Source organism: Paraburkholderia bryophila (genome assembly GCF_013409255.1).
Classification (GTDB): domain Bacteria; phylum Pseudomonadota; class Gammaproteobacteria; order Burkholderiales; family Burkholderiaceae; genus Paraburkholderia.
Genome location: NZ_JACCAS010000001.1, coordinates 717,006 through 739,657, shown reverse-complemented (window position 1 = coordinate 739,657; position 22,652 = coordinate 717,006). Strand labels below are relative to the sequence as shown.

Genomic DNA, 22,652 nt, shown 5'->3' with positions numbered 1-22,652 from the left:
GCGATGTCGACCATCACGCACACCGCCCCGGCCGGCGCGAACCGCGCGGGACGCAGCAGGTCCGGCGGGGCGCAGGAGTGGGGTCCGCCGGCCTTGCTGTGGCTGATCACGGCGGTGCTGATCATCGCGCATCAGGGCACGGTGCTGACGCTCGCGTTTCCGGTGCTGGCGATCCTCACCGGCTTGTGGCTGTATTTCAAGAGCCCGGCGCGCTACATCGGCTTCATGTGGTGGCTGTGGTTTCTGAGCCCCGAAGTACGGCGTCTCGCCGACTGGTCCAAAGGCGCATTCACGCCTACCAGCCTGATCCAGGTCGCGCCGCTCGCGGTGACGATGATCAGCGCGCTTTCCCTGCTGCGCTACTACCGGCTGCTCGCGCAACGGCGCGGCCTGCCGGTGCTGCTGATCCTGCTCGGCCTGATCTACGCGTTCATGGTCGGCGTGATGTCGAGCGGGCCGCTGGCGGCCACCTACGACCTCGCGAACTGGCTGTATCCGATCCTGATCGGCTTTCACATCATGGCGCACACGCGTCAGTATCCGCAGTACCGCGACACCATCGTCAACACGTTCATCTGGGGCATGCTGGTGATGGGCGGCTACGGCCTCGTGCAGTTTTTCATCATGCCGCCGTGGGACGCACTGTGGATGCTCGGCTCGCAGATGAACTCGCAAGGCGACCCGGTGCCGATGGGCGTGCGCGTGTTCAGCACGATGAATTCGTCGGGCCCGTTCGCGTTCGCGATGATGGGCGCGATGGTCTACGTGATGGCGGCAAACCACCGGGTGCGCTGGATCGCCGCGGCGCTCGGCTTCTTCGCGTTCGCGCTGAGCCTCGTGCGCTCCACGTGGGGCGGCTGGGTGATCGCGCTGCTGGTCCAACTCGTCAAGTCGAACAACAAGGTGCGGGTGCGTATCGTTGCGAGCGCGGTGTTGCTGGCGGGACTGTGCGTGCCGCTGCTGGCGGTCGGCCCGGTTGCCGAGCGGATGCAGGCGCGGCTCACCACCATCGTCAATCTGAACGACGACCAGAGCTACGCCGCGCGTAACGAGTTCTACGCGACCTTCGCGAAAACCGCGTTTACCGACGTCTCCGGCGAAGGCATGGGCGCGACCGGCACCTCGACCAAGCTCTCGAACGACGGCGGCCAGCTCGGCCAGTACGGCAACTTCGACAGCGGCGTGATGAATATCCCGTTCGTGCTCGGCTGGCCCGGCACGCTGCTCTACATGTCCGGCATCGTCTGGCTGGTGGTGCGTGCGGTGCTGGCCTCGTTCAAGCTGCGCAACGACAAGTTCGTCTCGGCCTGCCTGAGCCTGAGTCTCGCGACCTTCGCGATGCTGGTGTTCACCAATTCGCTGGTCGGTACGGGCGGGCTGCTGCTGTTCATGAGTGTTTTTTCGATCCTATCCGCGGTGCACTACGAAAAAATCAACCGCAGACGCACGCTACTTTTCCATGGAGGCACTGATTGAGAGTTGCCATTGTCACGCACGTCGTGCGCCATAACGACGGCCAGGGGCGCGTCAACCACGAGATTGCGCGGGCCGCACTCGACGAGAACATCGGCGTCACGCTGGTGGCCTCGCACGTCGCGCCGGATCTGCTCGCGCATCCGAACGTTCGCTGGGCGCAGATCAAAGTGGGCCGCTGGTGGCCCACCAATCTGCTGCGCCAGCAGGTGTTCGCCCTCAAAAGCACGCTGTGGCTGCGCGCGCATCGCCGCGAATACGACGTGCTGCACGTGAACGGCTTCATCACGTGGGTGCCCGCCGACGTCAATACCTCGCACTTCGTGCATAGCGGCTGGTTCGGCAGCAAGTACTACCCGTTCGGGCTGACCAAGGGCGTGTGGTCCGCGTATCAGTCGGTCTACACGCGCTGCAACGCGCTGCTCGAACGCTGGGCGTACCGGCGCTCGAAAGTGATCACCGCGGTGTCGCAGAAAGTCGCCGACGAAATCCGCGCGATCGGCCTGACGCCCGACAACCGCGTCGATGTGATCTACAACGGCGTGGACACGCAAAGCTTCGCCGCTGCGACCGGCGACCGCGAGAAGTTCGGTTTGCCGAAGGACGCGTTCCTGCTGCTGTTCGTCGGCGATCTGCGCACGCCGCGCAAGAATCTCGGCACCGTGCTCGCCGCGCTCAAGCATCTGCCCGACTACGTGCAGATCGCGGTGGCCGGTTTTCTGCCGGGCAGCCCGTATCCGGACGAGGCGAAGGCGCTGGGTATTGCGCATCGCGTGCATTTTCTCGGGCTGGTGAAGGACATGCCGGTGCTGATGCATTCGGTCGACGCGTTCGTGTTTCCGTCGCGCTATGAAGCGATGAGCCTGTCGCTGCTCGAGGCGATGGCGGCGGGCTTGCCGGTGGTCACGGCACGCACTGCGGGCGGCGCCGAAATCATCACGCCGGAATGCGGGATCGTGCTCGACGACCCGGACGATCCCACGGCGTTGGCGCGCGCGGTCGCGCGTCTCGCCGAGCATCATGACGCGCGTCGCGCGATGGGTGTCGCCGCCAACGAACTCGCCACCGGCTTCGGCTGGGCGCGGATGGCCGAGCAGTACATCGCGCTGTACCGGCAACTCGCGGGGCAGCAGCAGAATCGCCGGCGCAGCGAGGCGGAAGCGGCGGCGGTCGCGAAGACCGATGCGCTGACGCTGAACACGCTGGCGGGACAGAAGGCGTCGCTTGACCATCACAACTCACAGAACGCACAGGGGCATCAATCATGACGACGAGTTCAATCAAATCGCTGCAAATCGGGATGCACTGGTTTCCCGAGCGCGCGGGCGGCCTCGACCGCATGTATTACTCGCTGGTCGGTGCGCTGCCGGGTGCGGGCGTCGCGGTGCGCGGCGTGGTGGCCGGCTCGGCGAAAGTCGCCGCAGACACCGGCGGCGCGATCAACGGGTTCGGCTCCGCCGCGCAATCGTTGCCGTTCCGCTTGATGGCGGCGCGCCGCGCATTGCGCGAGGAAATCGGCCGGTCGCGGCCCGACGTGATCTCGTCGCACTTCGCGCTGTATACCTTTCCGGGGCTCGACGTGACGCGCGGGATTCCGCAGGTCTCGCATTTTCAGGGACCGTGGGCCGACGAGAGCCACGTGGAAGGCGCCGACTCGCTCGGCCAGCGCGCCAAGCGTTACCTGGAGCAGTCGGTGTATGCGCGCTCGTCGCGGCTGATCGTGTTGTCCGAGGCGTTCGGCAAGATCCTCACGTCGCGCTACGGCATCGCGCCGGAGCGTGTGCGCGTGGTGCCGGGTTGCGTCGACGTCGAGCAGTTCAATCTGCCGATCACGCCCGCCGAAGCGCGTTTGAAACTGCAATTGCCGCAAGACCGGCCGATCGTGCTGGCGGTGCGACGGCTGGTGCGGCGCATGGGTCTCGAAGATCTGATCGACGCGATCCAGTTGCTCAAGCAGAGCGCGCCGGACGTGCTGTTGCTGATCGCGGGCAAGGGGCGGCTCGAAGGCGAATTGCAGGCGCGGATCAGCGCGGCGGGGTTGGAAGATAACGTCAAGCTGCTGGGCTTCGTGCCCGATCAGCATCTGGCGGCGTTGTACCGCGCGGCGAATATCAGCGTGGTGCCGACCGTGGCGCTGGAAGGCTTCGGGCTGATCACGGTCGAGTCGCTGGCGTCGGGCACGCCGGTGCTGGTGACGCCGGTGGGCGGCTTACCTGAAGCCGTGGCGGGTTTGTCGCCGGATCTGGTGCTGCCGGAGACCGGCGCGAAGGCGATCGCGGCGGGACTGACTGGCGCGTTGAACGGCACGTTGAAGCTGCCGGATGCGGATGCTTGCCGCCGTTATGCGCGGGAGAACTTCGATAACTCGGTGATCGCGAAGCGGGTCGCCGCGGTGTATGCCGAAGCGATCGCGGCGGGTGGGGTGCATTGAGGGGGACGTGAAGCGATGGCGGGGCGCTTAGGCGGCCCGGCTGCCGCATCCAGGCGGGCTCCCTGCTGATGCAGTGAGCCCGCCTTCGCATCAACTCAGAACGTCTCGTGCTGTTCGTTACGCGTCAGGTCCGCATGAACCATCATGTGGCACAACTGTTCCAGCGTCGTTTCCGGCTTCCAGCCGAGCGTGTCGCGGGCCTTGTCGGCGCAGCCGATCAGCAGATCCACTTCGGCCGGACGATAGAACTTCGGATTCACGCGCACCAGCGTCTTGCCGGTGGCGACATCGATACCGGTTTCGCGCTCATCCTTGCCCGACCATTCCAACTGATAGCCCGCCCCGGCGAAGGCCATCCGCACGAAATCGCGAACCGTCTCGGTGCGGCCGGTGGCGAGCACGAAGGTATCCGGCTGATCGGCCTGCAGCATGCGCCACATGCCTTCCACGTATTCGAGCGCGAAACCCCAGTCGCGCTTCGCGCTCAGGTTGCCGAGTTCCAGCACGTCCTGCTTGCCGAGCTTGATCTTGGCGACGGTGTCGGTGATCTTGCGCGTGACGAATTCGCGGCCACGCAGCGGCGATTCGTGATTGAACAGAATCCCGCTGCTCGCGAACAGACCGTACGACTCGCGATAATTAATGGTCGACCAGTGCGCGAACAGCTTGGCGACGCCATACGGGCTACGCGGATAGAACGGCGTGTCCTCGCGTTGCGGCACGGCTTGCACGAGGCCGAACATTTCCGATGTCGACGCCTGGTAGAAGCGGGTCTTCGGATTCAGAATGCGGATGCCTTCCAGCAGATTCAGCGCGCCGACGCCCGTCACTTCCGCGGTGGTCACCGGCTGATCGAACGACACGCCCACGAAGCTCTGTGCCGCGAGGTTATACAACTCGTCGGCCTGCGCGCCTTCGAGCAGGCGCAGCGTCGAACCCAGGTCCGTCAGATCGTGTTCGACCAGACGCAGATTCGGATGAGCAAGCACGCCGAGCTCACGAATGCGCCAGAAGTTGACCGAGCTCGTGCGCCGGTAGGTGCCGGTCACCTGGTAGCCCTTGTCGAGCAGCAGCTTGGTGAGATAGGCGCCGTCCTGTCCGGATACGCCCGTGATGATCGCTTTGCGTGGTTGGCTCATAGCTCGCCTTCAATATTGGTAAAAGAGAAAAAACAATCAACACTCGCGCCCGGTAAGGCGCATCGACCTGAAAAAATGCCTCAACGTGTGCCGTCCAGCAGTCGCCGCACCATCGGTTCGACGACGCGGCAATCCTGTTCCGCCTTCAGGCGGTACAGGTCCGGCTTCGGGTGCGCGCCGTCGGACATCAGCGTCTTCCAGTCCGGCAAGCTGCTCACGTACGCGAACTGGTCGACCAGCGGCACCTGCTGTTCGGCGGCCACCCGGCGCGTCATCGCGACCATCGCGGCGAGCCGTGCATTGAGACGGTTGTCGGGCATCGGGTTCGAGGTCTGCAGAACCGGTTGCTTGCCGAGCGCGCGGGCGCTTGTCACGAGCGCCGTTTCGGCCGCGTAGAACTGCTCGGGCGTCTGGTTCTGCATGACTTCGTTGATGCCGTAATTGATCAGCACGATCTGCGCGGGCGACGTGGCCAAACGCGTCTGCCACGGCAGACCGGCAGTCGGACCGGCGCGGCGATTGCCGGTGCCGTCGCGCAACTGGGTGGCCATCGTGCCGCCCACGCCGTAGTTCGTGACGAGGACCCGCTCGCCGACGCGCGCCTGCAAATCGTCCTGCAGATACGAGACGGCGTTGCGCGACTGCGGACCGCAGTGGCCGTCGCTGCAGGTGATGCCGAGCGTGGTCGAATCGCCGTAGGCTTCGATCAGTACCTGCGTCTGCGCGGCCTTGGCGGGCAGCGTCGCGGATGAGGCTTGCGCTGCATCGGCGCGGTTAGCGTGAGCCATCAAGGTCACGCAGGCCAGCGTCGCCACAGCGGACCACGGCTGCATCCGCATCCACGTCCACGCGATCGCGGCAAACCCTGCGCGGCGACTCATGCGCGGCTTTGCGGCGCACCCGGCGCGGCCCCGGTCACGCCGGAACCGACACCGGACGCGCCACCTGCCGGCGCCGGCGCGTGGCCGTTCGCCGCGCCGAAAATCAGCCGCTTCTCGAACGCGAACCACGTGATGCTGGCGTAGACGAGCGTGATCGCGAGCGCCAGTGCGGCGGTCAGAAAACGGTTGAGCTGCAGCGGCCACAGCATGTACAGCACGCTCAGATGAATCAGATAGATCGTGTAGCTGATCGTGCCGATATAGACCAGCACGGGATTACACAACAGCCGCTTGACGATGCCCTTGCTCTGCAACGCGATCACCACGACCGACGTGCACAGCACCAGCGAAACGCTATAGAGCCCGGCGTTCGACAGCGGCGTATTCGCCGCGCGAAACCGCGGGTAGTGCAAGTGCAGCCAGGCCAGCACGGCGAGCGCCGCGAAAAACCCAAGCACGGCGAGACCCTTGTACGGTTCGAGCGCATCGCGATCGCGTCGCACGGCGACCGCCAGCAACGCGCCGGCCGCGAGCAGGTCCATGCGGAACGGCGTCAGGTAATAGATCGGCCAGAACGAATCGAACCACGGCGTGGCGAACCCGCGCAGCAGCGGCACCAGCACGATCAGTGCGGCCGCCACGTAGCCGAGCACACGCTCGGGCAGCAGCAGGATCACGAACGGCCAGAAGATATAGAACTGCTCTTCGACCGCCAGCGACCACAGCACATTCAGGCTGTCGTGACCGCTCTGATTGAGCGCGTCGCCGATATTGGTCGCGAAGAATGCATACCACTGCCAGTGCTGCGCCCAGCCGAAGCCGAACAGGACCGACGACACCACCATCAGCAGCACATAAGGCGGCAGGATGCGGCGCGCCCGGCGTGCGTAGAAATAGCCGAAATACGACTGCTGGCGCGCCTTGCGCTCGAGCAGGATGCCGGTGATCAGAAAACCGCTTAGAACGAAAAACAGATCGACGCCCATCCACAGCGGCGCTTTTAAGGCGTGCTGCGCGAACACGGCGAGCACCGCGATGGCGCGCAGGCCATCGAGCTGCACGATGCGGCGAGAGTGAGAGGGTGCTGAGGGCAGTGCGCTAGCAGTCATGAACCGTCCATGGTGTGAAGCGGGGAAGCCGCGCGAGGGTCGGCACAGCGCAGGCACGCCCGCTTCGCGTCGCAACGAAAGTGCAATTGATTCTAGGGAAAAGAAAATCGCGAAAAAACGGGAATGAATTGGATAAATGAATCAGTTTGCAACAGGGTGTTTCGTTATCCATTCGCAATGGATTTTTATGCTTGTGTTCAGGCTTGTCGCGCCGATGAAGCAGCGCGTAATAAGTGCAGCCTGCCGTGCCATGGCATCGGTAAAGATGAATCGCAACGTGCGGATGAAGAGGTGCGGTGCGGTTAATTTCCGGTTAATCGATTTTTAAATCGATTTCTTTCAGGATGCTTGAAGCGTCGAATATTTTTGAATTATTTTCGATTTTCGTCGCGAGGTTTTTTCCGCGTAATGTGAGCCGTGCGGATTGGGTGGCGAAGGAAGACGCGTGCGCCGCACGCGCAGACCGTTCACGGCAATCCACCGCGTTGCTCTGCTCACGTTGTCCTGCTGTTTCGCTTGCGTGCCGGATGGCACGACCCGGTCTCACGTTCTTGTTCTGCTTCTTTCGTTGCCCGCGCGGGCGTAGGTCCGCGCGCGGCGCCGCGCTGACTGGAGGAAATACCTTGCGCCGTTTCACGTTCAAAAGCTGGTTCGCTGTGCTCGCCTGTGCCACCGGATTCGCCGCGGCATCGCTCAGCGTCACGGCCGGCGCGGAAACCGCGTTGAACGCGAAGACCTCATGGATCGGCAATACCTTCGGTTTCGGCGACGGCACCTGGGCGCAGATCAACATCACCGCGATCGCGGTCGCGCCCGACGGCAAGGTCTATACGAACGCACCGTGGGACGAAAGCGGCGCTGAAGCGAGCGTTTATCAGAACGGCAAGATGCTCGGCTTCGCGGGCGGCACGCACGGCTGGGGCAATAGCGGCGGCAGCGCGATCGCGGTGAACCGCAAGTATGCGTTCGTCGCGATCGGCGTCGGCAATGAAAAAGGGCGGCTGGTCGAGCAGGGCGTCTGGCCGGAGAAGGGCAAGCAGTGGTTCGGCATTTCGCGGCGGCAGATTGCCGACCCGAAGCTCGCCGCGCCGTTCCAGCCCGCCGCGAAGGCCGCGGATCCGCACGCGCAACTGGCGGCCGGTTTCCTGATGATGAACGAAGTGCCGACCGGCACGAGCGCGGAGATCGGCGGCCTGGCGGCGAACGACAGCACGCTCTACGCGGCCAACACCGCGCGCGATCGCATCGAGGTGTACGACGCCGAATCGATGCAACAGAAAACCACCTGGAGCGTGCACGAACCGGGCCGCATTGCACTCGCGCCCGACGGCACGCTGTGGGTCTTGAGCGGCACGCGCAACGATCGCGCGCCGCACGTCGAGCACTACACGTCCGCGGGCAAGCGCATCGACGAGACGCTGACGTTGCCGGCCGACACGGTGGCCGTCGACATTGCCGTCGACGCGCAAGGCCGCCTGCTGATCGCCGACAACGGCCCGCGTCAGCAGGTGCTGTTCTTCAGCAAAAGCAATGGCCGCTATGCGGAGTCGGGCTCGCTCGGCGAGCGCGGCGGGATCTTCAGCGGCGTCGCCGGCAAACCCGGGCCGCAGCGCTTCAACGGACTGACCGGCGTGGGCGTGGATGCGCGCGGCAACGTCTATGTATCGACCAACGGCATCGGGCCGCGCTACGACCCGATCGGGGCCGGCCTCGGCGCGACGCTCGAAAGCTACGCAGCGGACGGCAAGCGCAACTGGCAGGTGCAAGGGCTACTGTTCGTCGACGGTGCGTGGATCGATCCGGCGCGCCCCGACAGCGTCTATACCGGCAACAAGCGTTTCGAACTCGATCTGTCGAAGCCCGCCGGGCAGGACTGGAAATATGCAGGCTTTCTGTCGAACCGTTTCAAGTATCCAGACGATCCGGTGTTTCACACCGATCAGTATCCGGGCCTGCCGATCGCCCGTCAGTTGAAGGGCCGCACGTTCCTGTATCTGACGGACATGTACGCGGACCATCTGAAGATCTATCGCTTCGATCCGCAGCACGACGGCGAGACGGCGATTCCGTCGGGCTTCATCGCCGGACGTGAACGCGCGGTCGCGAAGGTGCCGAATGCGCCGCCGGGCGGCGACTGGATCTGGCGCGATGCGAACGGCGACGGCAAGTTCAACACCGACGAATTCACGCTCAACACGAGCGGCACGAAGCTCGCGGGCGGTTGGGGTTGGTGGGTGGATAGCGCCGGCGATATCTGGCGCACGCGCGACAGCAAGGGCATTTATCGCTTCCGTTTCGGCGGTCTCGATGCGAAGGGCAACCCGGTCTACTCGTATTCGAACCTGACGCAGTACCCGGTGCCGCCGCCGTTCACGGAACTGCATCGCGCGATTTACGAACCGGCCACCGACACCATGTACGTGACCGGTTACACGCCGGACACGCCGGTCGATCGCGGCTTCTGGAAGGAAGTGGGCCGCGTGCTGGTGCGCTACGACAAATGGTCGAGCGGCAATCCGGTGCAGCGTTATTCGATCACGCTGCCGTGGCAGACGCAGAGCAAACCCATCGCCACGATCATCGGGCTGACCGTCGAAGGGCAATACCTGTTCGGCGTCGAACCGGTCGGCGCGGTGCACGTGTGGGACAAGGACAGCGGCAAGGAAGTCGGCGTGATCCGGCCGGGTCCCGAAGTGGGCCGCGCGTCCGGCTGGGTCGACGTGCCCAACGGCATCAGCGCCGCGAAGCGCGCCGATGGCGAATACCTCGTGTTCGTCGAAGAAGACGCGCGCGGCAAAGTCATGATGTATCGGTGGAAACCTTGAAACACACGCCGTTTCAGGCGCGCTTCAGCAACCGCAGTCAAAACCAGGGCATCCGATGGACAAAGGCATTCTCAAGAACGTAGCGATCAATTTCTTCGGGCTGGTGCTGCCGACTTTCGTCTCGCTCGTGACCGTGCCGTCGTATATCAAGCTGCTCGGCGTCGAGCGCTACGGCGTGATCAGTCTCGTGTGGACGCTGATCGGCTATTTCGGGATTCTCGATCTCGGCATGAGCATGGCCGCGCAGAATCACATCTCGAAGGCGCGGGCGTCCGGCGACAAGGACGAGTGCGTGCGCGTGTTCTGGAGCGCGACGTGGCTCAATCTGGCGACCGGCGTGATCGGCGGCTTGATCATCTATTTCGGCGCGTTTCTGTACACCGCGTATTTCACCAAGGTGTCGCCCGAGTTGCAGCACGAGGTGTATATGGCGCTGCCGTGGCTCGCGGTGGCGATTCCAATTGCCAATGTCTCGTGGGTGTTTGCCGGCGCGATCAACGGCGCGGAGCGCTTCGGTGTGTACAACACCAATCAGACTATCGGCACGTTCCTGTTTCAGTTGCTGCCGCTGGGCGCCGCGCTGTGGCTCGGTGCGACCTTGCAGAACGTGCTGGCAGCCGCCGTTTTCGCGCGGATTCTGGCGGCGCTGATGCTGGGTCGTTCCGCGCTGAAGGTGCTGGAGATCCGCAGTATTCGGGCGCCGCAATTCGGTGTCGCGAAGGGGCTGTTCAACTTCGGCGGCTGGATGCTGATTGCGAGCGTCACCACGATGGTCGCCGACTCGCTCGACCGCGTGATGCTCGGCACGAGTCTCGGCGCGCGCTTCGTCACGTATTACACGGTGCCGCAGAACCTCGTGACGCGGCTCAATATCGTGCCGACCGCGCTGGTGCGCACGCTGTTTCCGCGTTTGTCCGCCGTGGGTCGCGCCGACGCCGACACCATCACGCAGCAGTCGCTCGAATTTCTCAACGGCGTGTTCACGCCGGTCGCGCTGGTCGCGATGCTGGTGCTCGATCCGTTCCTGCATCTGTGGGTCGGCAATGAGATCGCTAACGTCGCCGCGCCGGTGGGCCGGATCATGATCATTGCCGTGTGGCTCGTGGGGCAGGCGAACGTGACGCGGATTCTGATCCAGTCGCAGATTCATCCGGCGACTGCCGCGCGAGTCGGTTTGTTCGAATTGCCCTTGTTTGCGGCGGCATTGTGGTTCGGCATCTCGCACTTCGGTCTGACCGGCGCGGCGGTTGCGGTAGCCGGCCGCGCGCTGTTCGACTACGCGGTGCTGCTGCATTTCGCCGCGATTCGCGCGCGCCAGATCGCGCTCGACATGCTCGCCCACCTCGCGTTTCTGCTGGCCAGCCTGTGGCTCGCCAGTTTTCTGCCGGGTCTCGCGCTGGCGATCGTGGCCGGCCTGCTGATGGTCGGCGCGAATCTCGCCTGGTCGTTCACGATGACCCCCGCTTTGCGCGATCTTGCGCGTTCACTGCTGTTGCGACTGAATCCGAGGAAAAGCGCATGAACCACGAAGTCCTTGAAGAAGAAGCCGTGCTGCGACCCGCGACGCGTAGCGCACTGGCCGAACTCACCAGCGTACCCGGTGTGCAGGCGCCGCCGCGTCGCGCCGCGTTGCGCGCCGATAAAACCGTACGCGTGGCGATCGTGCACGACTGGCTCGTGACTTATGCCGGCGCCGAGAAGGTGCTGGAGCAGATCGTCGCGTGCTTTCCGGATGCGGATCTGTTCAGCCTGGTCGATTTTCTCGACGACCGCAGCTTTCTGCGCGGCAAGCGGGTCACGACCTCGTTCATCCAGAAACTGCCGCTCGCGCGCACCAAATACCGCACCTATCTGCCGCTGATGCCGCTCGCGATCGAACAGCTCGACGTGTCCGCGTACGACGTGGTGATTTCGAGCAGCCACGCGGTGGCCAAGGGCATTCTGACCGGGCCCGACCAGGTGCATATCAGTTACGTGCATTCGCCAATCCGTTACGCGTGGGATTTGCAGCATCAGTATCTGCAGCAGTCGAAGCTGACCAACGGGCCGAAGTCGGCCATGGCGCGGCTGATTCTGCATTACATCCGTAACTGGGATATCCGCACGTCGAATTCGGTGGATGGCTTTGTCGCCAACTCGGAATTCATCGCGCGACGCATCAAGAAGCTTTATCAGCGCGACGCGCAGGTGATCTTTCCGCCGGTGGACGTAGAGGCTTTTTCGCTCTGCACCGACAAGGAAGATTTCTATCTGACTGCCTCGCGAATGGTGCCGTACAAGAAGATCGACCTGATCGTCGAAGCGTTCGCGCGCATGCCCGAGCGCAAGCTGGTCGTGATCGGCGACGGCCCCGACATGCAGAAAATCCGTGCGAAAGCGGGGCCGAACGTGGAGATCATGGGCTACCAGCCGTTCAAGGTGCTGAAGGACCGCATGAGCCGCGCCAAGGCGTTCGTGTTCGCCGCCGAGGAGGACTTCGGTATCTCCGTGGTCGAAGCGCAAGCGTGCGGCACGCCGGTGATCGCCTACGGCAAGGGCGGTGCGCTCGAAACCGTGCGCGACGTGTCCGAGTCGCGGCCTACCGGCCTGTTCTTCGACGAGCAGAACGCCGAGTCGATCATTGCAGCGCTGGAGCGTTTCGACGAACACGTGAAGCGTTTTTCGCCGGTGGACTGCCGTCATAACGCCGAGCAATTCTCGGCGGCGCATTTCCGCGAGCGCTTCTTCTCGCACGTACGCGCTGCGGTGCCGGCGTTGCGCACCGCGACGCTGCCGCCCTATGTGCCGTACAAGGCGGAAGCCGCGGCCGGCGCGCCGCGCATTCTGGCCGTCGATCAAAGCGGCGTGCTCGGCGGCGCCGAGTTATCGCTGCTGGAAATCGTCAAGGCGCTGCGTTCGCGGATCGAGGTCGTACTGTTCGATGACGGCCCGTTCCGCACGGCGCTCGCCAAAGCCGGCGCGAGCGTCGAGGTGCTGGAGGCGGGCGCGTTGCGCCACGTGCGCAAACAGGGCGGTTCGCTACCGAAGGGCCAGGCGCTGAAGGGCCTGGTCTCGCTCGTGCGTGCTACCGCGAAACGCGCGCGTAAGGCCGACGTGATCTACGCGAACACCCAGCGCGCGATGGTGATCGGCGCGTTCGCCGGCAAGCTCGCGCGACGCCCGGTGGTGTGGCATCTGCGCGATATCGTCAGCCCCGAGCATTTCGGCGGCAAGCAACTGGCCATCATCAAGTGGTGCGCGCGGTTCGGTCTCGCGCATGTGATCGCCAATTCGGCGGCGTCGGCGCGCGCGTTCACCGAACTCACGCAGTTCGACGAAAAGCGTGTCGACGTGGTGTTCAACGGCATCTCGGCCGCACCGTTCGACGCGCTGCGCACGGTGCCGCAGGCCACGCTGCGCCAGCGCCTGAATCTGCCGCAGGACGCGTTTCTGGTCGGCTCGTTCAGCCGCCTCGCGCGCTGGAAAGGGCAGCACGTGCTGCTCGAAGCGATGGTCTTGAATCCGCAGATGCACGCGGTGCTGGTCGGCGCACCGCTGTTCGGCGAAGACCAGTACGAGATCGAATTGCACGCTTTCGTCGCTGCCCACAATCTGGGCGAGCGGGTGCATTTTCTCGGCTTCCAGCACGATATCGCGGCCTGCATGTGCGCGGTCGACGCTGTCGTTCATACGTCGATCACGCCGGAGCCGTTCGGCCGCGTGATCGTCGAAGGCATGCTCGCGCAGCGGCCGGTGGTGGCGGCGCGCGCGGGCGGCGTGCTGGAGATCGTCGACGACTACGAGAACGGCGTGCTATGCACGCCCGGCGACGCGCACGGTCTCGCCGATACGCTCGCCGAACTGCGCTCGAACGACGAACTGCGCAACCGGCTGGTCAGAAACGGCTATCAAACGGCGCTGAGCCGCTTCGGCACGACAACCTATGTGGATGGTGTCGCGCGGATTCTGAAGGGCGTGGCGGGGCGGTAAAGCGGTCCGGCGGCGGCTTTAAGTTCTGGCCTCAGTGTTTCCTGGGGCTTGGGACTTTCATGCCGCCGCCGGCAGTGACGGTTCCGGGAGCAAGTCTGTGAAGCGGGCTTTAAAGCGGTTTTGACGCGGGGGTGTAGGCAGGGGCTTGGCCGGTTCCTGTCGTTGGCGCAGCGGAGCGAAAGTCTCGGGACTTTCGCTCCGTTTTTTTCGCGTGGGATCGCGTGGGATTCAGGCCGGCTTCCCAGTGGCTTTTTTGGGTTTGAAACTCGCCGACCATTTCATGGCCGGCAACTCGACCAGCCGGTAGAACACGTACGCAACCGGAATGGCCACCAGCATGTAGCCGAACGACGGCCAGATCGTCATTTGCAGCGACGAGCGGAACAGCAGCGACGACAGCAGCACGAAGATCGGCAGATGAATCAGATACAGCGAGAAGCTGAAATCGCCTAAGCGCGACAGCACGCGCGTGCCCCACGCATTGCCCTGGGTTGCGTTGCCGCGGTCCAACGCCCGGTACAGATAGAACGCGAAGCCGATCGCCCAGAACTGGAACGCGCCGTATTGACCGAAATGGAACGCCGCGCAGCCCAAGGCGATAAAGCCGGCGGCCAGCGCGTAGAGCCACACCGGCGAGCGCTTGTTCTGCTGCGCGCCGGACGCTTTGGCGTCGGCGATCCACGCGCCGAGTGTCCACGAAAACCAGTACGACGTGAAGAACTGGATATCGTGCCGTTCGAGCACATAGGCCGACACCACATTGACGACCGCGACCAGCGCCAGCACGTTGGTCATGCCGATCCGGCGGCGCAGCGCGAACAGCAGCGGATAGATCGCGTAGAACTGCACTTCGAGCGACAGCGTCCACAGTGCGCCGTTCGAGCCATACGTCTTGCCGGCCACGCCTTGCAGCGAGAACAGATTGACGAGGAATGCCTGCAGGCCGATCTCGCGGATCTTGTGGCTGACGGGCGGCAACTGCAGGCTGACCCAGTCGAGCGCGAAGGTCAGCAGTAGCGCGGCGAGCAGCACCGGATAAATACGCGCGAACCGGCGCACCCAGAAGTTGCCCACGTCGAGCCGGTAAGCGGGATTGGCGGCGAGCCGCAACGCGCCGCTGCGATGAATGCAGTAACCGCTAATCACGAAGAAAATCGGCACACCCGCCGAGCCCCATGCAATCGGGAAGGTCAGATACGCGGCCAGCTTGTTCAGGCTGAACGAATGGCCCACGCTCTGATGAAACGCCTGCATGCCGACCCACTCGATCTGCCGGCAATGAAAATAAGCGACCAGCAACGCGGCGAAACCCCGCATTGCGTCGATCACATGCTCCTTGCCGGCGCTCGCGGCGCGTGCTTCGTCCTGCGCGCGCGGCACGCGGGCGGCTCGTGGCGAAGAAGGCGGCAGATGCGGCAGGGATGAGCCGGCGGCATCCAGTGCTGGGTCGCTCATGCGCGGTCCTTGGTCTGAAGGAGGTGAGAGGTAAAAGGCATAGACGGGTGAATGCGGACGGATGGACGCATGCCGTGCACGCCTGCGGTGCGTTACATCCTATTGCAGTGCGGCGGCAAAAAAATCGCTAAAAAATTGCGGAATGAATTGAATCAGGCGGCTATTTTGTGACGAATTGTAATTGAGCATAAGCAGATGCGGCACTGAATTATTTACTGCTTTTGTCATGCTAATTTAAGTGACGGATTCTCTTGACCCGAGGTGAAGTCATGAACCTGCATTTACTCGCCGGCATTGCCGTGCTGTTGCTCCTTGTCGCCGCCTCCGCTTACCGGGAAGCGTTGCGCAACGAGCCGATCCGCCGTTATCGGGTGAATTCGGGCAAGCTGCCCCAGCACGACGAGAACGAATGAGCCACCCGATCTGGCGGGCATCCGCGGCGCCGGGCGTCGCGTGACCCTACGCATGCCGCTGCGCCACGCAACTGAGCCTGACAAGTAAGATTTTCAGAATTTCTGAAAAATAATTCGATTGTTATACGTAATTGTTGCTGGCCGTTTATCACGATGCGACATATCGAAATCCAATCCAATTATTTATTCGAGGCGAGAAAATTTTCACGTATGAACCCGTTTGATTTTTTTGCTAGTCTTGCCGGCGACATCGATTGGCCGCCAGGCCCGCGAACACTCTAATTTCTAACCGATGGAATGCCTACCATGCTGAAAGTCACCAAAGCCGTGTTTCCCGTAGCGGGCCTCGGGACACGATTCCTGCCGGCTACCAAGGCAAGTCCTAAAGAAATGCTGCCGGTCGTCGACAAGCCGCTGATTCAGTACGCGGTGGAAGAAGCGGTTGCCGCCGGCATCACCGAGATGATTTTCGTGACCGGCCGCAGCAAGCGCGCTATCGAAGACCATTTCGACAAGTCGTACGAGATCGAAGCCGAACTCGAAGCGCGCAACAAGCAGAAGCTGCTGGATCTCGTGCGCAGCATCAAGCCGGCCAACGTCGACTGTTTCTATGTGCGTCAGGCCGAGGCGCTCGGGCTGGGCCACGCGGTGCTGTGCGCCGAGAAGCTGGTGGGCGAGAGCCCGTTCGCCGTGATTCTGGCCGACGACCTGCTGCACAGCTCGAAGCCGGTGATGAGCCAACTGGTCGACACCTTCAATCACTATCACAGCTCGGTGATCGGCGTCGAAACCATCGCGCGCGAAGACAGCCGCTCGTATGGCGTGGTGGATGGCCGCGAGTGGGAAGACAACGTGATCAAGATGTCGGGCATCGTCGAAAAGCCGGCGCCGGACAAGGCGCCGTCGAACCTCGGCGTGGTGGGACGCTACGTGCTGATGCCGACCATCTTCAAGCATATCCGCGCGCTGAAGCCGGGCGCGGGCGGTGAGCTGCAATTGACCGATGCGGTGCAGTCGCTGCTGACCGAAGAGCAGGTGCTTGCGTATCGTTACTTCGGCACGCGTTTCGATTGCGGCAGCAAGCTGGGTTATCTGAAGGCGACGGTGGAATTCGCGCTGCGCCATCCGGAAGTGAAAGCGGAATTCGAGGCGTATCTGCAGGCTTATATGCAGGGGAAAGGGCAGGTCAATGGCGCGGCCGGCACGGCGACGCAATACACGGCTGAGGCGGCCTGAGGATTTGAACGGTTGAGGGCTTCGATGAGCCCCAAGGCGGTGCCGGCGGTCGACGCGAGCTGAACCAGGCGCGACTCGTGTCGATTGGGATACGGCGGCCGCTGCAAACGCATCACGCAGAAGCAACGCGCAGCAGCACCGCGCACATTAAAACGGGCACCGCTTTACGTGGCGCCCGTCTTTTTTTGTGCGCGCCGTGTTCGCCGTCGGGGACTATGGGTGCGACGGGTTCCAGAGCATAGCGGTCGACGTGTAGGGGAATTACTACGCAAAAGCAGACCCGTCTGATATGAATCGGATCCTTTTTTCAGTAACTTGTAAATGGTTAGTCAACCTACAGGTTATTGGAAGAAGATGTCGATGATCGGGGACTCTGAATGCAGCCGCTACGGTACCGGTTTGATTCGCGTACGTGGACGTGCGACTGTGGGACATGGCGTGAGTTGTTGTGCGGCGATTTGTCTGCTGGCGGTGATGATGTCCACGACGTCCGCCCGCGCTGAAGAAATCGCATACGGCTACGACGCGCTCGGCCGGCTTGTTTCGGCGACAGCCGGCGGCGGCACCGCTTACTGGTCTCGGATCGACAGGTACGCCGGGCAACAATCAGGCTCAAAATAAACAGGTTAGCGATATCGTCAGGGAGCTTCGCTTGACCAAAGGCCAACGTCGTTCATTGCATGACGCGATAACTGGTCAAGACTTTGGTTACCACGAGATCAAAGCGATAGCGATAGATATGTTTTGCCCAACCAATAACCAGGCGAAAGTATGTTGCACGATGACGTCAAAGACGCCTTTTCGGACATCTGTGGCCTACCTGCCTGGCATGTGCGAAAGGGCGTCGGGTCGTTCCTTACGCTGGAGTACGGTCACCCCTTTCTGATGATTCGGGAACCGCGTTTGTCTCGATCAAAGTCGCTGGAAGCACGTAGATCCGCTGATCGCCGTCAAGTAGTCGTGTCTGGTCGATGGCATCTCTGGATATATATGTGCAATTGGACGATCAGTTCGGACCTGGCGAGACTCGCTGACAACGACGCTTCGAGCGACACGATCAATGAAGCAACACAATACCTCGATGGACAAATATTGCTGTCGGTCGAGGTCTCGCCAGATGACTTCAGGACGATCTTTCGATTTGATCCTGGCGGAGAACTTGTGACCTGGCCATACCAGGAAGAGCGAGATCGACGCGAGGAGCAGTGGCTACTCTACGACTATGGGACGAAGCGGGTCCATACGCTCAAAGGCGATGGGACCTGGCTGTCCGATCCTCTTGAAGATTGATCTATACAGGCACCAGGAAAAAAGGCGCCGCAAACCATGCGGCGCCCCTTCTTCTCTTCAGCCGTCCCTCGCCTCAATTCAGACGTGGGTTGCCGCAAAAACTCACCCCAGCTTCTTCACTTCCAGCCGGAACTTATGCAGCAACGGTTCCGTATAGCCGCTCGGCTGCTGACGTCCTTCGAACACCAGCGCTTGCGCGGCCTTGAACGCGATCGTGTCGAAGCCCGGCGCCATCGGCTGGTAATGCGGGTCGCCGGCATTCTGCTCGTCGACCACCTTCGCCATGCGCCTGAACGTCTCTTCGACCAGCTCACGCTTCACCACGCCGTGATACAGCCAGTTGGCGATATGCTGGCTGGAAATGCGCAGCGTCGCGCGGTCTTCCATCAGGCCGACGTTGTGAATATCCGGCACCTTCGAGCAGCCCACGCCCTGATCGATCCAGCGCACCACGTAACCGAGAATGCCTTGCGCGTTGTTGTCGATCTCGCTGCGGATTTCGTCGTCGCTCCATTGCGCCGTTGCGACGACCGGAACCGTCAGCAGGCCGTCAAGCAGTTCGTCGCGCACCTGTGCGTATTCCGTGCGTTCCAGTTGCTGCTGGACCGCTTGCACGTCGACCTGGTGATAGTGCAACGCATGCAGCGTGGCGGCGGTCGGCGAGGGCACCCAGGCGGTGTTGGCGCCGGCCTTCGGATGCGCGATCTTCTGTTCGAGCATGGCGTGCATCAGATCGGGCATGGCCCACATGCCCTTGCCGATCTGCGAGCGGCCACGCAGGCCCGCGCTCAAACCGACCAGCACGTTGCTGCGCTCATACGCGGCGATCCATGCGCTCGACTTCATGTCGCCCTTGCGCATCATCGGACCCGCTTCCATCGCGCTATGCATCTCGTCGCCGGTACGGTCGAGGAAGCCCGTGTTGATGAACGCGACACGCTCCGACGCTTCGGCGATACAGGCGAGCAGGTTGACGCTGGTGCGGCGCTCCTCGTCCATAATGCCCATCTTGATCGTATTGCGCGGCAGCTTCAGCAGGTCTTCCACGCGCGCGAACAGCTCGCTCGCGAACGCGACTTCGGCCGGCCCGTGCATCTTCGGCTTGACGATATAAATCGAACCGGTGCGCGAATTCAGTTGATGCTTGCGGTCGTGCAACGCGCACAACGTGGTGATCACGGCGTCGAGAATGCCTTCCGGAATCTCCGCGCCGTCTTGCGTGAGCACCGCGGGATTGGTCATCAAATGACCGACGTTGCGGATGAACAGCAGCGAGCGGCCATGCAGCACCACCGGCGCCGTACCATTCGCGGCAACGTACACGCGATCCGCGTTCAGACGGCGAATGAAGGTCTTGCCGTTCTTCGTGACCTCTTCGGTCAGCTCGCCGTTCATCAGGCCGAGCCAGTTGCGATAAAGCAGGACCTTGTCGTCCGCATCCACCGCCGCGACCGAGTCTTCGCAGTCGATGATCGTGCTCACCGCCGCTTCGACCACCACGTCCTTCACATGCGCGGCATCGGTTTTGCCGATCGAGTCGTTCGCGTCGATCTGGATTTCGAAGTGCAGGCCGTTGTGCTTGAGCAGCACCGCCGACGGCGCGCTCTCTTCGCCCTGATAGCCGATGAACTGCGCCGGCGTTTTCAGCTCGCTCGTGCCGTTCTTCAGCGCGACGACCAGCTTGCCGCCTTCGACGCTATAGCGCGTCGCGTCGACATGCGAGCCGTTCGCGAGCGGCGCGGCCTGGTCGAGGAATTGGCGAGCGTAGGCGATCACCGCGGCGCCACGCACCGGGTTGAAGGCTTTCTGTTTTTCGGCGCCGCCGGTCTCGGGAATCGCGTCGGTGCCGTACAGCGCGTCGTACAGGCTGCCCCAGCGCGCGTTCGCCGCGTTCAGCGCGTAGCGCTGATTCGACAGCGGCACGACCAGTTGCGGGCCGGCCTGTTCGGCGATTTCGGTGTCCACGTGGTCGGTCGTGGCTTTGACGCTGGCGGGCACGGGCACGATATAGCCGATGCCCTCGAGAAACGCGCGATACGCACGCAGATCGCGCACCGGGCCCGGATTGGCGCGATGCCAGCCGTCGAGTTCGGTTTGCAGGCGGTCGCGCTCGGCCAGCAGCGCACGGTTTTTGGGCGCCAGCTCGTGCACGAGGGCGTCGAAACCCGACCAGAAAGCTGCGCTGTCGATTCCGGTGCCGGGCAGGGCTTCGGTTTCGACGAACTGGTCGAGGTTGGCGGCGACCTGCAGTCCGCCGCGCGGGTTCATCTGAGTCATCGACTGCTCCATCTGTCTGAATGGGGCCGATGAGGGGGCATCGGCCCGCGTTGAGCTACAACTGCGGTTTAAACGGCCAGCGCCTGAATGCCGGCTTTGGCGATCTGTGCATCCTGATCCGACTTGACGCCCGACACGCCGACCGCGCCGATCACGTGGCCTTCGACGATCACCGGCACGCCGCCTTCCAGCGTGCCCAGCAACGGCGCGCTGAGGAACGCGGTGCGGCCGTTGTTGATCATGTCTTCGTATACCTTGGTTTCACGGCGGCCGATCGCCGAAGTGCGGGCCTTTTCCGTCGCGATGTACGAACTGGCCGGCGCGCTGCCGTCCAGCCGCAGCATGCCCAACTGGTGGCCACCATCGTCGACCACCACGATAGCGACGGCCCACTGGTGCTTCTCGGCCTCGGCGCGAGCGGCCTCGAGGATTCGGGTCGTTTCGGCGACGGTCAACACGGGTTTGCTCAGCATAATGAATTTCCTGTCTCGGGTTATGGTAAGGATGCTTCTATAAATTCAATCCAGTGACGCTTTGACGCTAAGCGAGGGCCGTCGCGCAGCCCGGTGATTTTACGTCCAAGCGCGGCTCGAACAAACCGTTGCATGACGCATGCCGGCTATCGGCGATCCGGCGGACGCGGTTCGAAGCGGACTCATCGTCCTGCCGGGCCTTACAATCGAGCTTCAAAGCGGAGCTTCAAAGCCGAGCTTCAAAGCCGAGCTTCAAAGCCGGGCTTCAAACACCAACCACCTGAGCGCCGCCCCACGCGCCGACCCACACCATGCCGACCATCAGCGAGCTTTTCGTCTATCCGATCAAATCCTGCGCGGGCATCGCATTGAGCGAAGCACGCCTGCTTGCCACCGGGCTCGAATACGATCGGTGCTGGATCGTCACCGACCCGGCCGGCGCGATGCTCACGCAGCGTGCGTATCCGCGCATGGCGCTGATCAAGGTCGAACTCGGCGACACGGAGCTCGTAATTCGCGCGCCCGGCATGAGCGAATTTCGCACGCCGCTCGACGCCGCGCGGCTCGATGCGCCGCGTAAAGTGCAGACCCAGGTCTGGCGGGACGCGGCCTATGGTCTCGACACCGGCGACGCCAGCGCGGCCTGGTTCTCCACGTTTCTCGGCGTGCCGGCGCGGCTGCTGCGTTTCGATCCCGAGCACGAGCGCATTGTCGATCCGGATTACACCGCGAGCACCGGTGGCGCCACCACGTATTTCGCCGACGGTTTTCCGTTGCTGGTTGTAGGTCAGGCGTCGCTCGACGATCTGAACACGCGGCTGCAACGCAAGGGCGCGCCGTCGATTCCGATCGACCGGTTCCGCCCGAACGTCGTGCTGACGGGGCTCGACGCGTACGAAGAAGACTACGTGGAGACGTTGAGCGTCGATGCCGGCGACACGGCTGATGGGATAACCGCGGTGCAACTGCAGCTCGTCAAGACCTGCGCGCGCTGTCCAATGCCGACCGTCGACCAGGCGACGGGCGCACCCGATCCGGACTGGCCGGACGAGCCGACCGACACGATGAGCACGTACCGGGCGAATTCGCAGCGCAACGGCGCGCTGACGTTCGGCAATAACGCGCTTGTGGCCAGCGGCGCCGGGGCGTGGTTGCGGGTGGGGCAGACGGTCGAAGCGGAGTTGGGCTTCGGCGATTGAAACGCCGCTTGATCCGCGCCTAACCCCCGCTCAATGCCGCCTCGATCCGTTCAACGCGGCGAGAATCACCGGCATCGGCACGGGTTTCACGAAATGATGATTGAAGCCCGAGCGCAGCGATTCGCTGCGTTCCTCGGCGCGCTGGAGTCCGCTGACCGCGACCAGCGTCGGCGCCGGCACATCGCCGACGGAGCGGATCCGGCGCGCCACCGCGCGCCCGTCGAGGCGTGGCATCTCGACGTCGAGCAGCGCGGCGCCCGGATGCCAGGCGCAATACTGCGCCAGCGCGTCGAGCCCGTTGCGGGCAGTGCGGATGTCGAACCCCTGGGCGCTGAAATAGAGCGTGTAGGCAGCCAGCAGATCGGGGTCGTCGTCGGCGATCAGCAGGCGAGCCGTTTCCTGAGTAAACATCGGCTTCCCCTATGAGTATTCCTGGTATGTGTATTCCTGGTAGTGAGCAATTTGAAGTCCCAATAGAATTG

The 22,652-nt window shown here is 63.1% G+C and carries 18 protein-coding genes; 10 read left to right on the top strand and 8 right to left on the bottom strand.

Annotated features, from left to right (window positions below; translation table 11 throughout):
• Nucleotides 1-3: 3 nt before the first annotated feature.
• The 3 genes from GGD40_RS03175 to GGD40_RS03165 are packed head-to-tail and all read left to right on the top strand — an operon-like array spanning nucleotide 4 to nucleotide 3,904.
• The gene (locus tag GGD40_RS03175; RefSeq protein ID WP_179742770.1) at nucleotides 4-1,476 is read left to right on the top strand and encodes a glucose-6-phosphate isomerase; all 1,473 of its coding nucleotides are present in this window, start codon (nucleotides 4-6) and stop codon (nucleotides 1,474-1,476) included.
• On the top strand, nucleotides 1,473-2,741 hold the full coding sequence (locus GGD40_RS03170) for a glycosyltransferase family 4 protein (RefSeq protein WP_179742769.1): 1,269 nt from the start codon (nucleotides 1,473-1,475) through the stop codon (nucleotides 2,739-2,741). The genes GGD40_RS03175 and GGD40_RS03170 overlap by 4 nt, the downstream gene beginning before the upstream one ends.
• Entirely contained in the window at nucleotides 2,738-3,904 is a 1,167-nt protein-coding gene (locus GGD40_RS03165; protein ID WP_179742768.1) for a glycosyltransferase family 4 protein, read from the top strand. The genes GGD40_RS03170 and GGD40_RS03165 overlap by 4 nt, the downstream gene beginning before the upstream one ends.
• A 95-nt stretch (nucleotides 3,905-3,999) precedes the next feature.
• On the opposite strand, the gene gmd is transcribed toward GGD40_RS03165, so the two are convergent.
• The 4 genes from gmd to GGD40_RS03145 all read right to left on the bottom strand — a co-directional run bounded on the left by gmd (nucleotide 4,000) and on the right by GGD40_RS03145 (nucleotide 7,784).
• Nucleotides 4,000-5,043, bottom strand: a complete 1,044-nt coding sequence (gmd, locus tag GGD40_RS03160; RefSeq protein ID WP_179704833.1) for a GDP-mannose 4,6-dehydratase — start codon at nucleotides 5,041-5,043, stop codon at nucleotides 4,000-4,002.
• A gap of 80 nt (nucleotides 5,044-5,123) precedes the next feature.
• The gene (locus tag GGD40_RS03155) at nucleotides 5,124-5,924 is read right to left on the bottom strand and encodes an SGNH/GDSL hydrolase family protein (RefSeq protein WP_373565253.1); all 801 of its coding nucleotides are present in this window, start codon (nucleotides 5,922-5,924) and stop codon (nucleotides 5,124-5,126) included.
• Nucleotides 5,921-7,033 (bottom strand): acyltransferase family protein, encoded by a 1,113-nt coding sequence (locus tag GGD40_RS03150; protein WP_179742767.1) that lies wholly within the window; start codon nucleotides 7,031-7,033, stop codon nucleotides 5,921-5,923. Before GGD40_RS03150 ends, GGD40_RS03155 begins: the two co-directional genes overlap by 4 nt.
• Before the next feature lie 313 nt (nucleotides 7,034-7,346).
• Nucleotides 7,347-7,784: a hypothetical protein gene (locus GGD40_RS03145; RefSeq protein WP_257030331.1), complete on the bottom strand. Its 438-nt coding sequence runs from the start codon at nucleotides 7,782-7,784 to the stop codon at nucleotides 7,347-7,349.
• On the opposite strand from GGD40_RS03145, the gene GGD40_RS03140 reads away from it, so the two are divergent.
• From GGD40_RS03140 to GGD40_RS03130, 3 genes are read left to right on the top strand one after another with little or no spacing between them, the layout of a single operon-like run.
• A complete protein-coding gene (locus GGD40_RS03140) occupies nucleotides 7,756-9,858 on the top strand; it encodes a hypothetical protein (protein ID WP_257030330.1) in 2,103 nt (700 codons plus the stop codon). The genes GGD40_RS03145 and GGD40_RS03140 overlap by 29 nt on opposite strands.
• Before the next feature lie 55 nt (nucleotides 9,859-9,913).
• Nucleotides 9,914-11,380: a flippase gene (locus GGD40_RS03135; RefSeq protein ID WP_179742765.1), complete on the top strand. Its 1,467-nt coding sequence runs from the start codon at nucleotides 9,914-9,916 to the stop codon at nucleotides 11,378-11,380.
• Nucleotides 11,377-13,827: a glycosyltransferase family 4 protein gene (locus GGD40_RS03130; protein ID WP_179742764.1), complete on the top strand. Its 2,451-nt coding sequence runs from the start codon at nucleotides 11,377-11,379 to the stop codon at nucleotides 13,825-13,827. Before GGD40_RS03135 ends, GGD40_RS03130 begins: the two co-directional genes overlap by 4 nt.
• A gap of 228 nt (nucleotides 13,828-14,055) precedes the next feature.
• Here GGD40_RS03130 and GGD40_RS03125 read toward each other — a convergent pair whose 3' ends face one another.
• A complete protein-coding gene (locus GGD40_RS03125; protein ID WP_179742763.1) occupies nucleotides 14,056-15,282 on the bottom strand; it encodes an acyltransferase family protein in 1,227 nt (408 codons plus the stop codon).
• A gap of 269 nt (nucleotides 15,283-15,551) precedes the next feature.
• Here GGD40_RS03125 and GGD40_RS03120 point away from each other — a divergent pair, with 269 nt between their 5' ends.
• From GGD40_RS03120 to GGD40_RS36625, 3 genes are all read left to right on the top strand, one after another.
• Entirely contained in the window at nucleotides 15,552-15,695 is a 144-nt protein-coding gene (locus GGD40_RS03120; protein WP_179704820.1) for a hypothetical protein, read from the top strand.
• A 306-nt stretch (nucleotides 15,696-16,001) separates the two neighbouring features.
• Nucleotides 16,002-16,931: a UTP--glucose-1-phosphate uridylyltransferase GalU gene (gene galU / locus GGD40_RS03115; RefSeq protein ID WP_179704819.1), complete on the top strand. Its 930-nt coding sequence runs from the start codon at nucleotides 16,002-16,004 to the stop codon at nucleotides 16,929-16,931.
• Nucleotides 16,932-17,702: 771 nt separating this feature from the next.
• Nucleotides 17,703-18,221 carry a hypothetical protein gene (locus GGD40_RS36625; protein ID WP_184000867.1) on the top strand — a complete coding sequence of 173 codons (519 nt, stop codon included), beginning with the start codon at nucleotides 17,703-17,705 and terminating at the stop codon, nucleotides 18,219-18,221.
• Between the two features lie 102 nt (nucleotides 18,222-18,323).
• Here GGD40_RS36625 and GGD40_RS03100 read toward each other — a convergent pair whose 3' ends face one another.
• Nucleotides 18,324-20,498: a malate synthase G gene (locus tag GGD40_RS03100; RefSeq protein WP_179742760.1), complete on the bottom strand. Its 2,175-nt coding sequence runs from the start codon at nucleotides 20,496-20,498 to the stop codon at nucleotides 18,324-18,326.
• A 68-nt stretch (nucleotides 20,499-20,566) separates the two neighbouring features.
• Nucleotides 20,567-20,971: a GlcG/HbpS family heme-binding protein gene (locus GGD40_RS03095; RefSeq protein ID WP_035550161.1), complete on the bottom strand. Its 405-nt coding sequence runs from the start codon at nucleotides 20,969-20,971 to the stop codon at nucleotides 20,567-20,569.
• A gap of 311 nt (nucleotides 20,972-21,282) precedes the next feature.
• Between GGD40_RS03095 and GGD40_RS03090 the strand changes: the two genes are divergently transcribed.
• Complete coding sequence (locus GGD40_RS03090; RefSeq protein ID WP_179704811.1) at nucleotides 21,283-22,170, top strand: MOSC domain-containing protein; 888 nt, start codon at nucleotides 21,283-21,285, stop codon at nucleotides 22,168-22,170.
• 30 nt (nucleotides 22,171-22,200) lie between these two features.
• Here the strand turns inward: GGD40_RS03090 and GGD40_RS03085 are convergent, their stop codons facing one another.
• Entirely contained in the window at nucleotides 22,201-22,581 is a 381-nt protein-coding gene (locus tag GGD40_RS03085; protein ID WP_179704809.1) for a response regulator, read from the bottom strand.
• Nucleotides 22,582-22,652 lie beyond the last annotated feature (71 nt).

What these genes read in the sequence shown, in the direction of transcription:
- GGD40_RS03155 (WP_373565253.1), bottom strand. Translation starts at nt 5,924, where the DNA reads ATGAGTCGCCGCGCAGGGTTTGCCGCGATCGCGTGGACGTGGATGCGG.
- GGD40_RS03130 (WP_179742764.1), top strand. Translation starts at nt 11,377, where the DNA reads ATGAACCACGAAGTCCTTGAAGAAGAAGCCGTGCTGCGACCCGCGACG.
- GGD40_RS03095 (WP_035550161.1), bottom strand. Translation starts at nt 20,971, where the DNA reads ATGCTGAGCAAACCCGTGTTGACCGTCGCCGAAACGACCCGAATCCTC.
- GGD40_RS36625 (WP_184000867.1), top strand. Translation starts at nt 17,703, where the DNA reads ATGTTGCACGATGACGTCAAAGACGCCTTTTCGGACATCTGTGGCCTA.
- GGD40_RS03100 (WP_179742760.1), bottom strand. Translation starts at nt 20,498, where the DNA reads ATGACTCAGATGAACCCGCGCGGCGGACTGCAGGTCGCCGCCAACCTC.
- GGD40_RS03135 (WP_179742765.1), top strand. Translation starts at nt 9,914, where the DNA reads ATGGACAAAGGCATTCTCAAGAACGTAGCGATCAATTTCTTCGGGCTG.
- GGD40_RS03120 (WP_179704820.1), top strand. Translation starts at nt 15,552, where the DNA reads ATGAACCTGCATTTACTCGCCGGCATTGCCGTGCTGTTGCTCCTTGTC.
- GGD40_RS03150 (WP_179742767.1), bottom strand. Translation starts at nt 7,033, where the DNA reads ATGACTGCTAGCGCACTGCCCTCAGCACCCTCTCACTCTCGCCGCATC.
- GGD40_RS03085 (WP_179704809.1), bottom strand. Translation starts at nt 22,581, where the DNA reads ATGTTTACTCAGGAAACGGCTCGCCTGCTGATCGCCGACGACGACCCC.
- GGD40_RS03175 (WP_179742770.1), top strand. Translation starts at nt 4, where the DNA reads ATGTCGACCATCACGCACACCGCCCCGGCCGGCGCGAACCGCGCGGGA.
- GGD40_RS03090 (WP_179704811.1), top strand. Translation starts at nt 21,283, where the DNA reads ATGCCGACCATCAGCGAGCTTTTCGTCTATCCGATCAAATCCTGCGCG.
- GGD40_RS03165 (WP_179742768.1), top strand. Translation starts at nt 2,738, where the DNA reads ATGACGACGAGTTCAATCAAATCGCTGCAAATCGGGATGCACTGGTTT.
- gmd (WP_179704833.1), bottom strand. Translation starts at nt 5,043, where the DNA reads ATGAGCCAACCACGCAAAGCGATCATCACGGGCGTATCCGGACAGGAC.
- GGD40_RS03125 (WP_179742763.1), bottom strand. Translation starts at nt 15,282, where the DNA reads ATGAGCGACCCAGCACTGGATGCCGCCGGCTCATCCCTGCCGCATCTG.
- galU (WP_179704819.1), top strand. Translation starts at nt 16,002, where the DNA reads ATGCTGAAAGTCACCAAAGCCGTGTTTCCCGTAGCGGGCCTCGGGACA.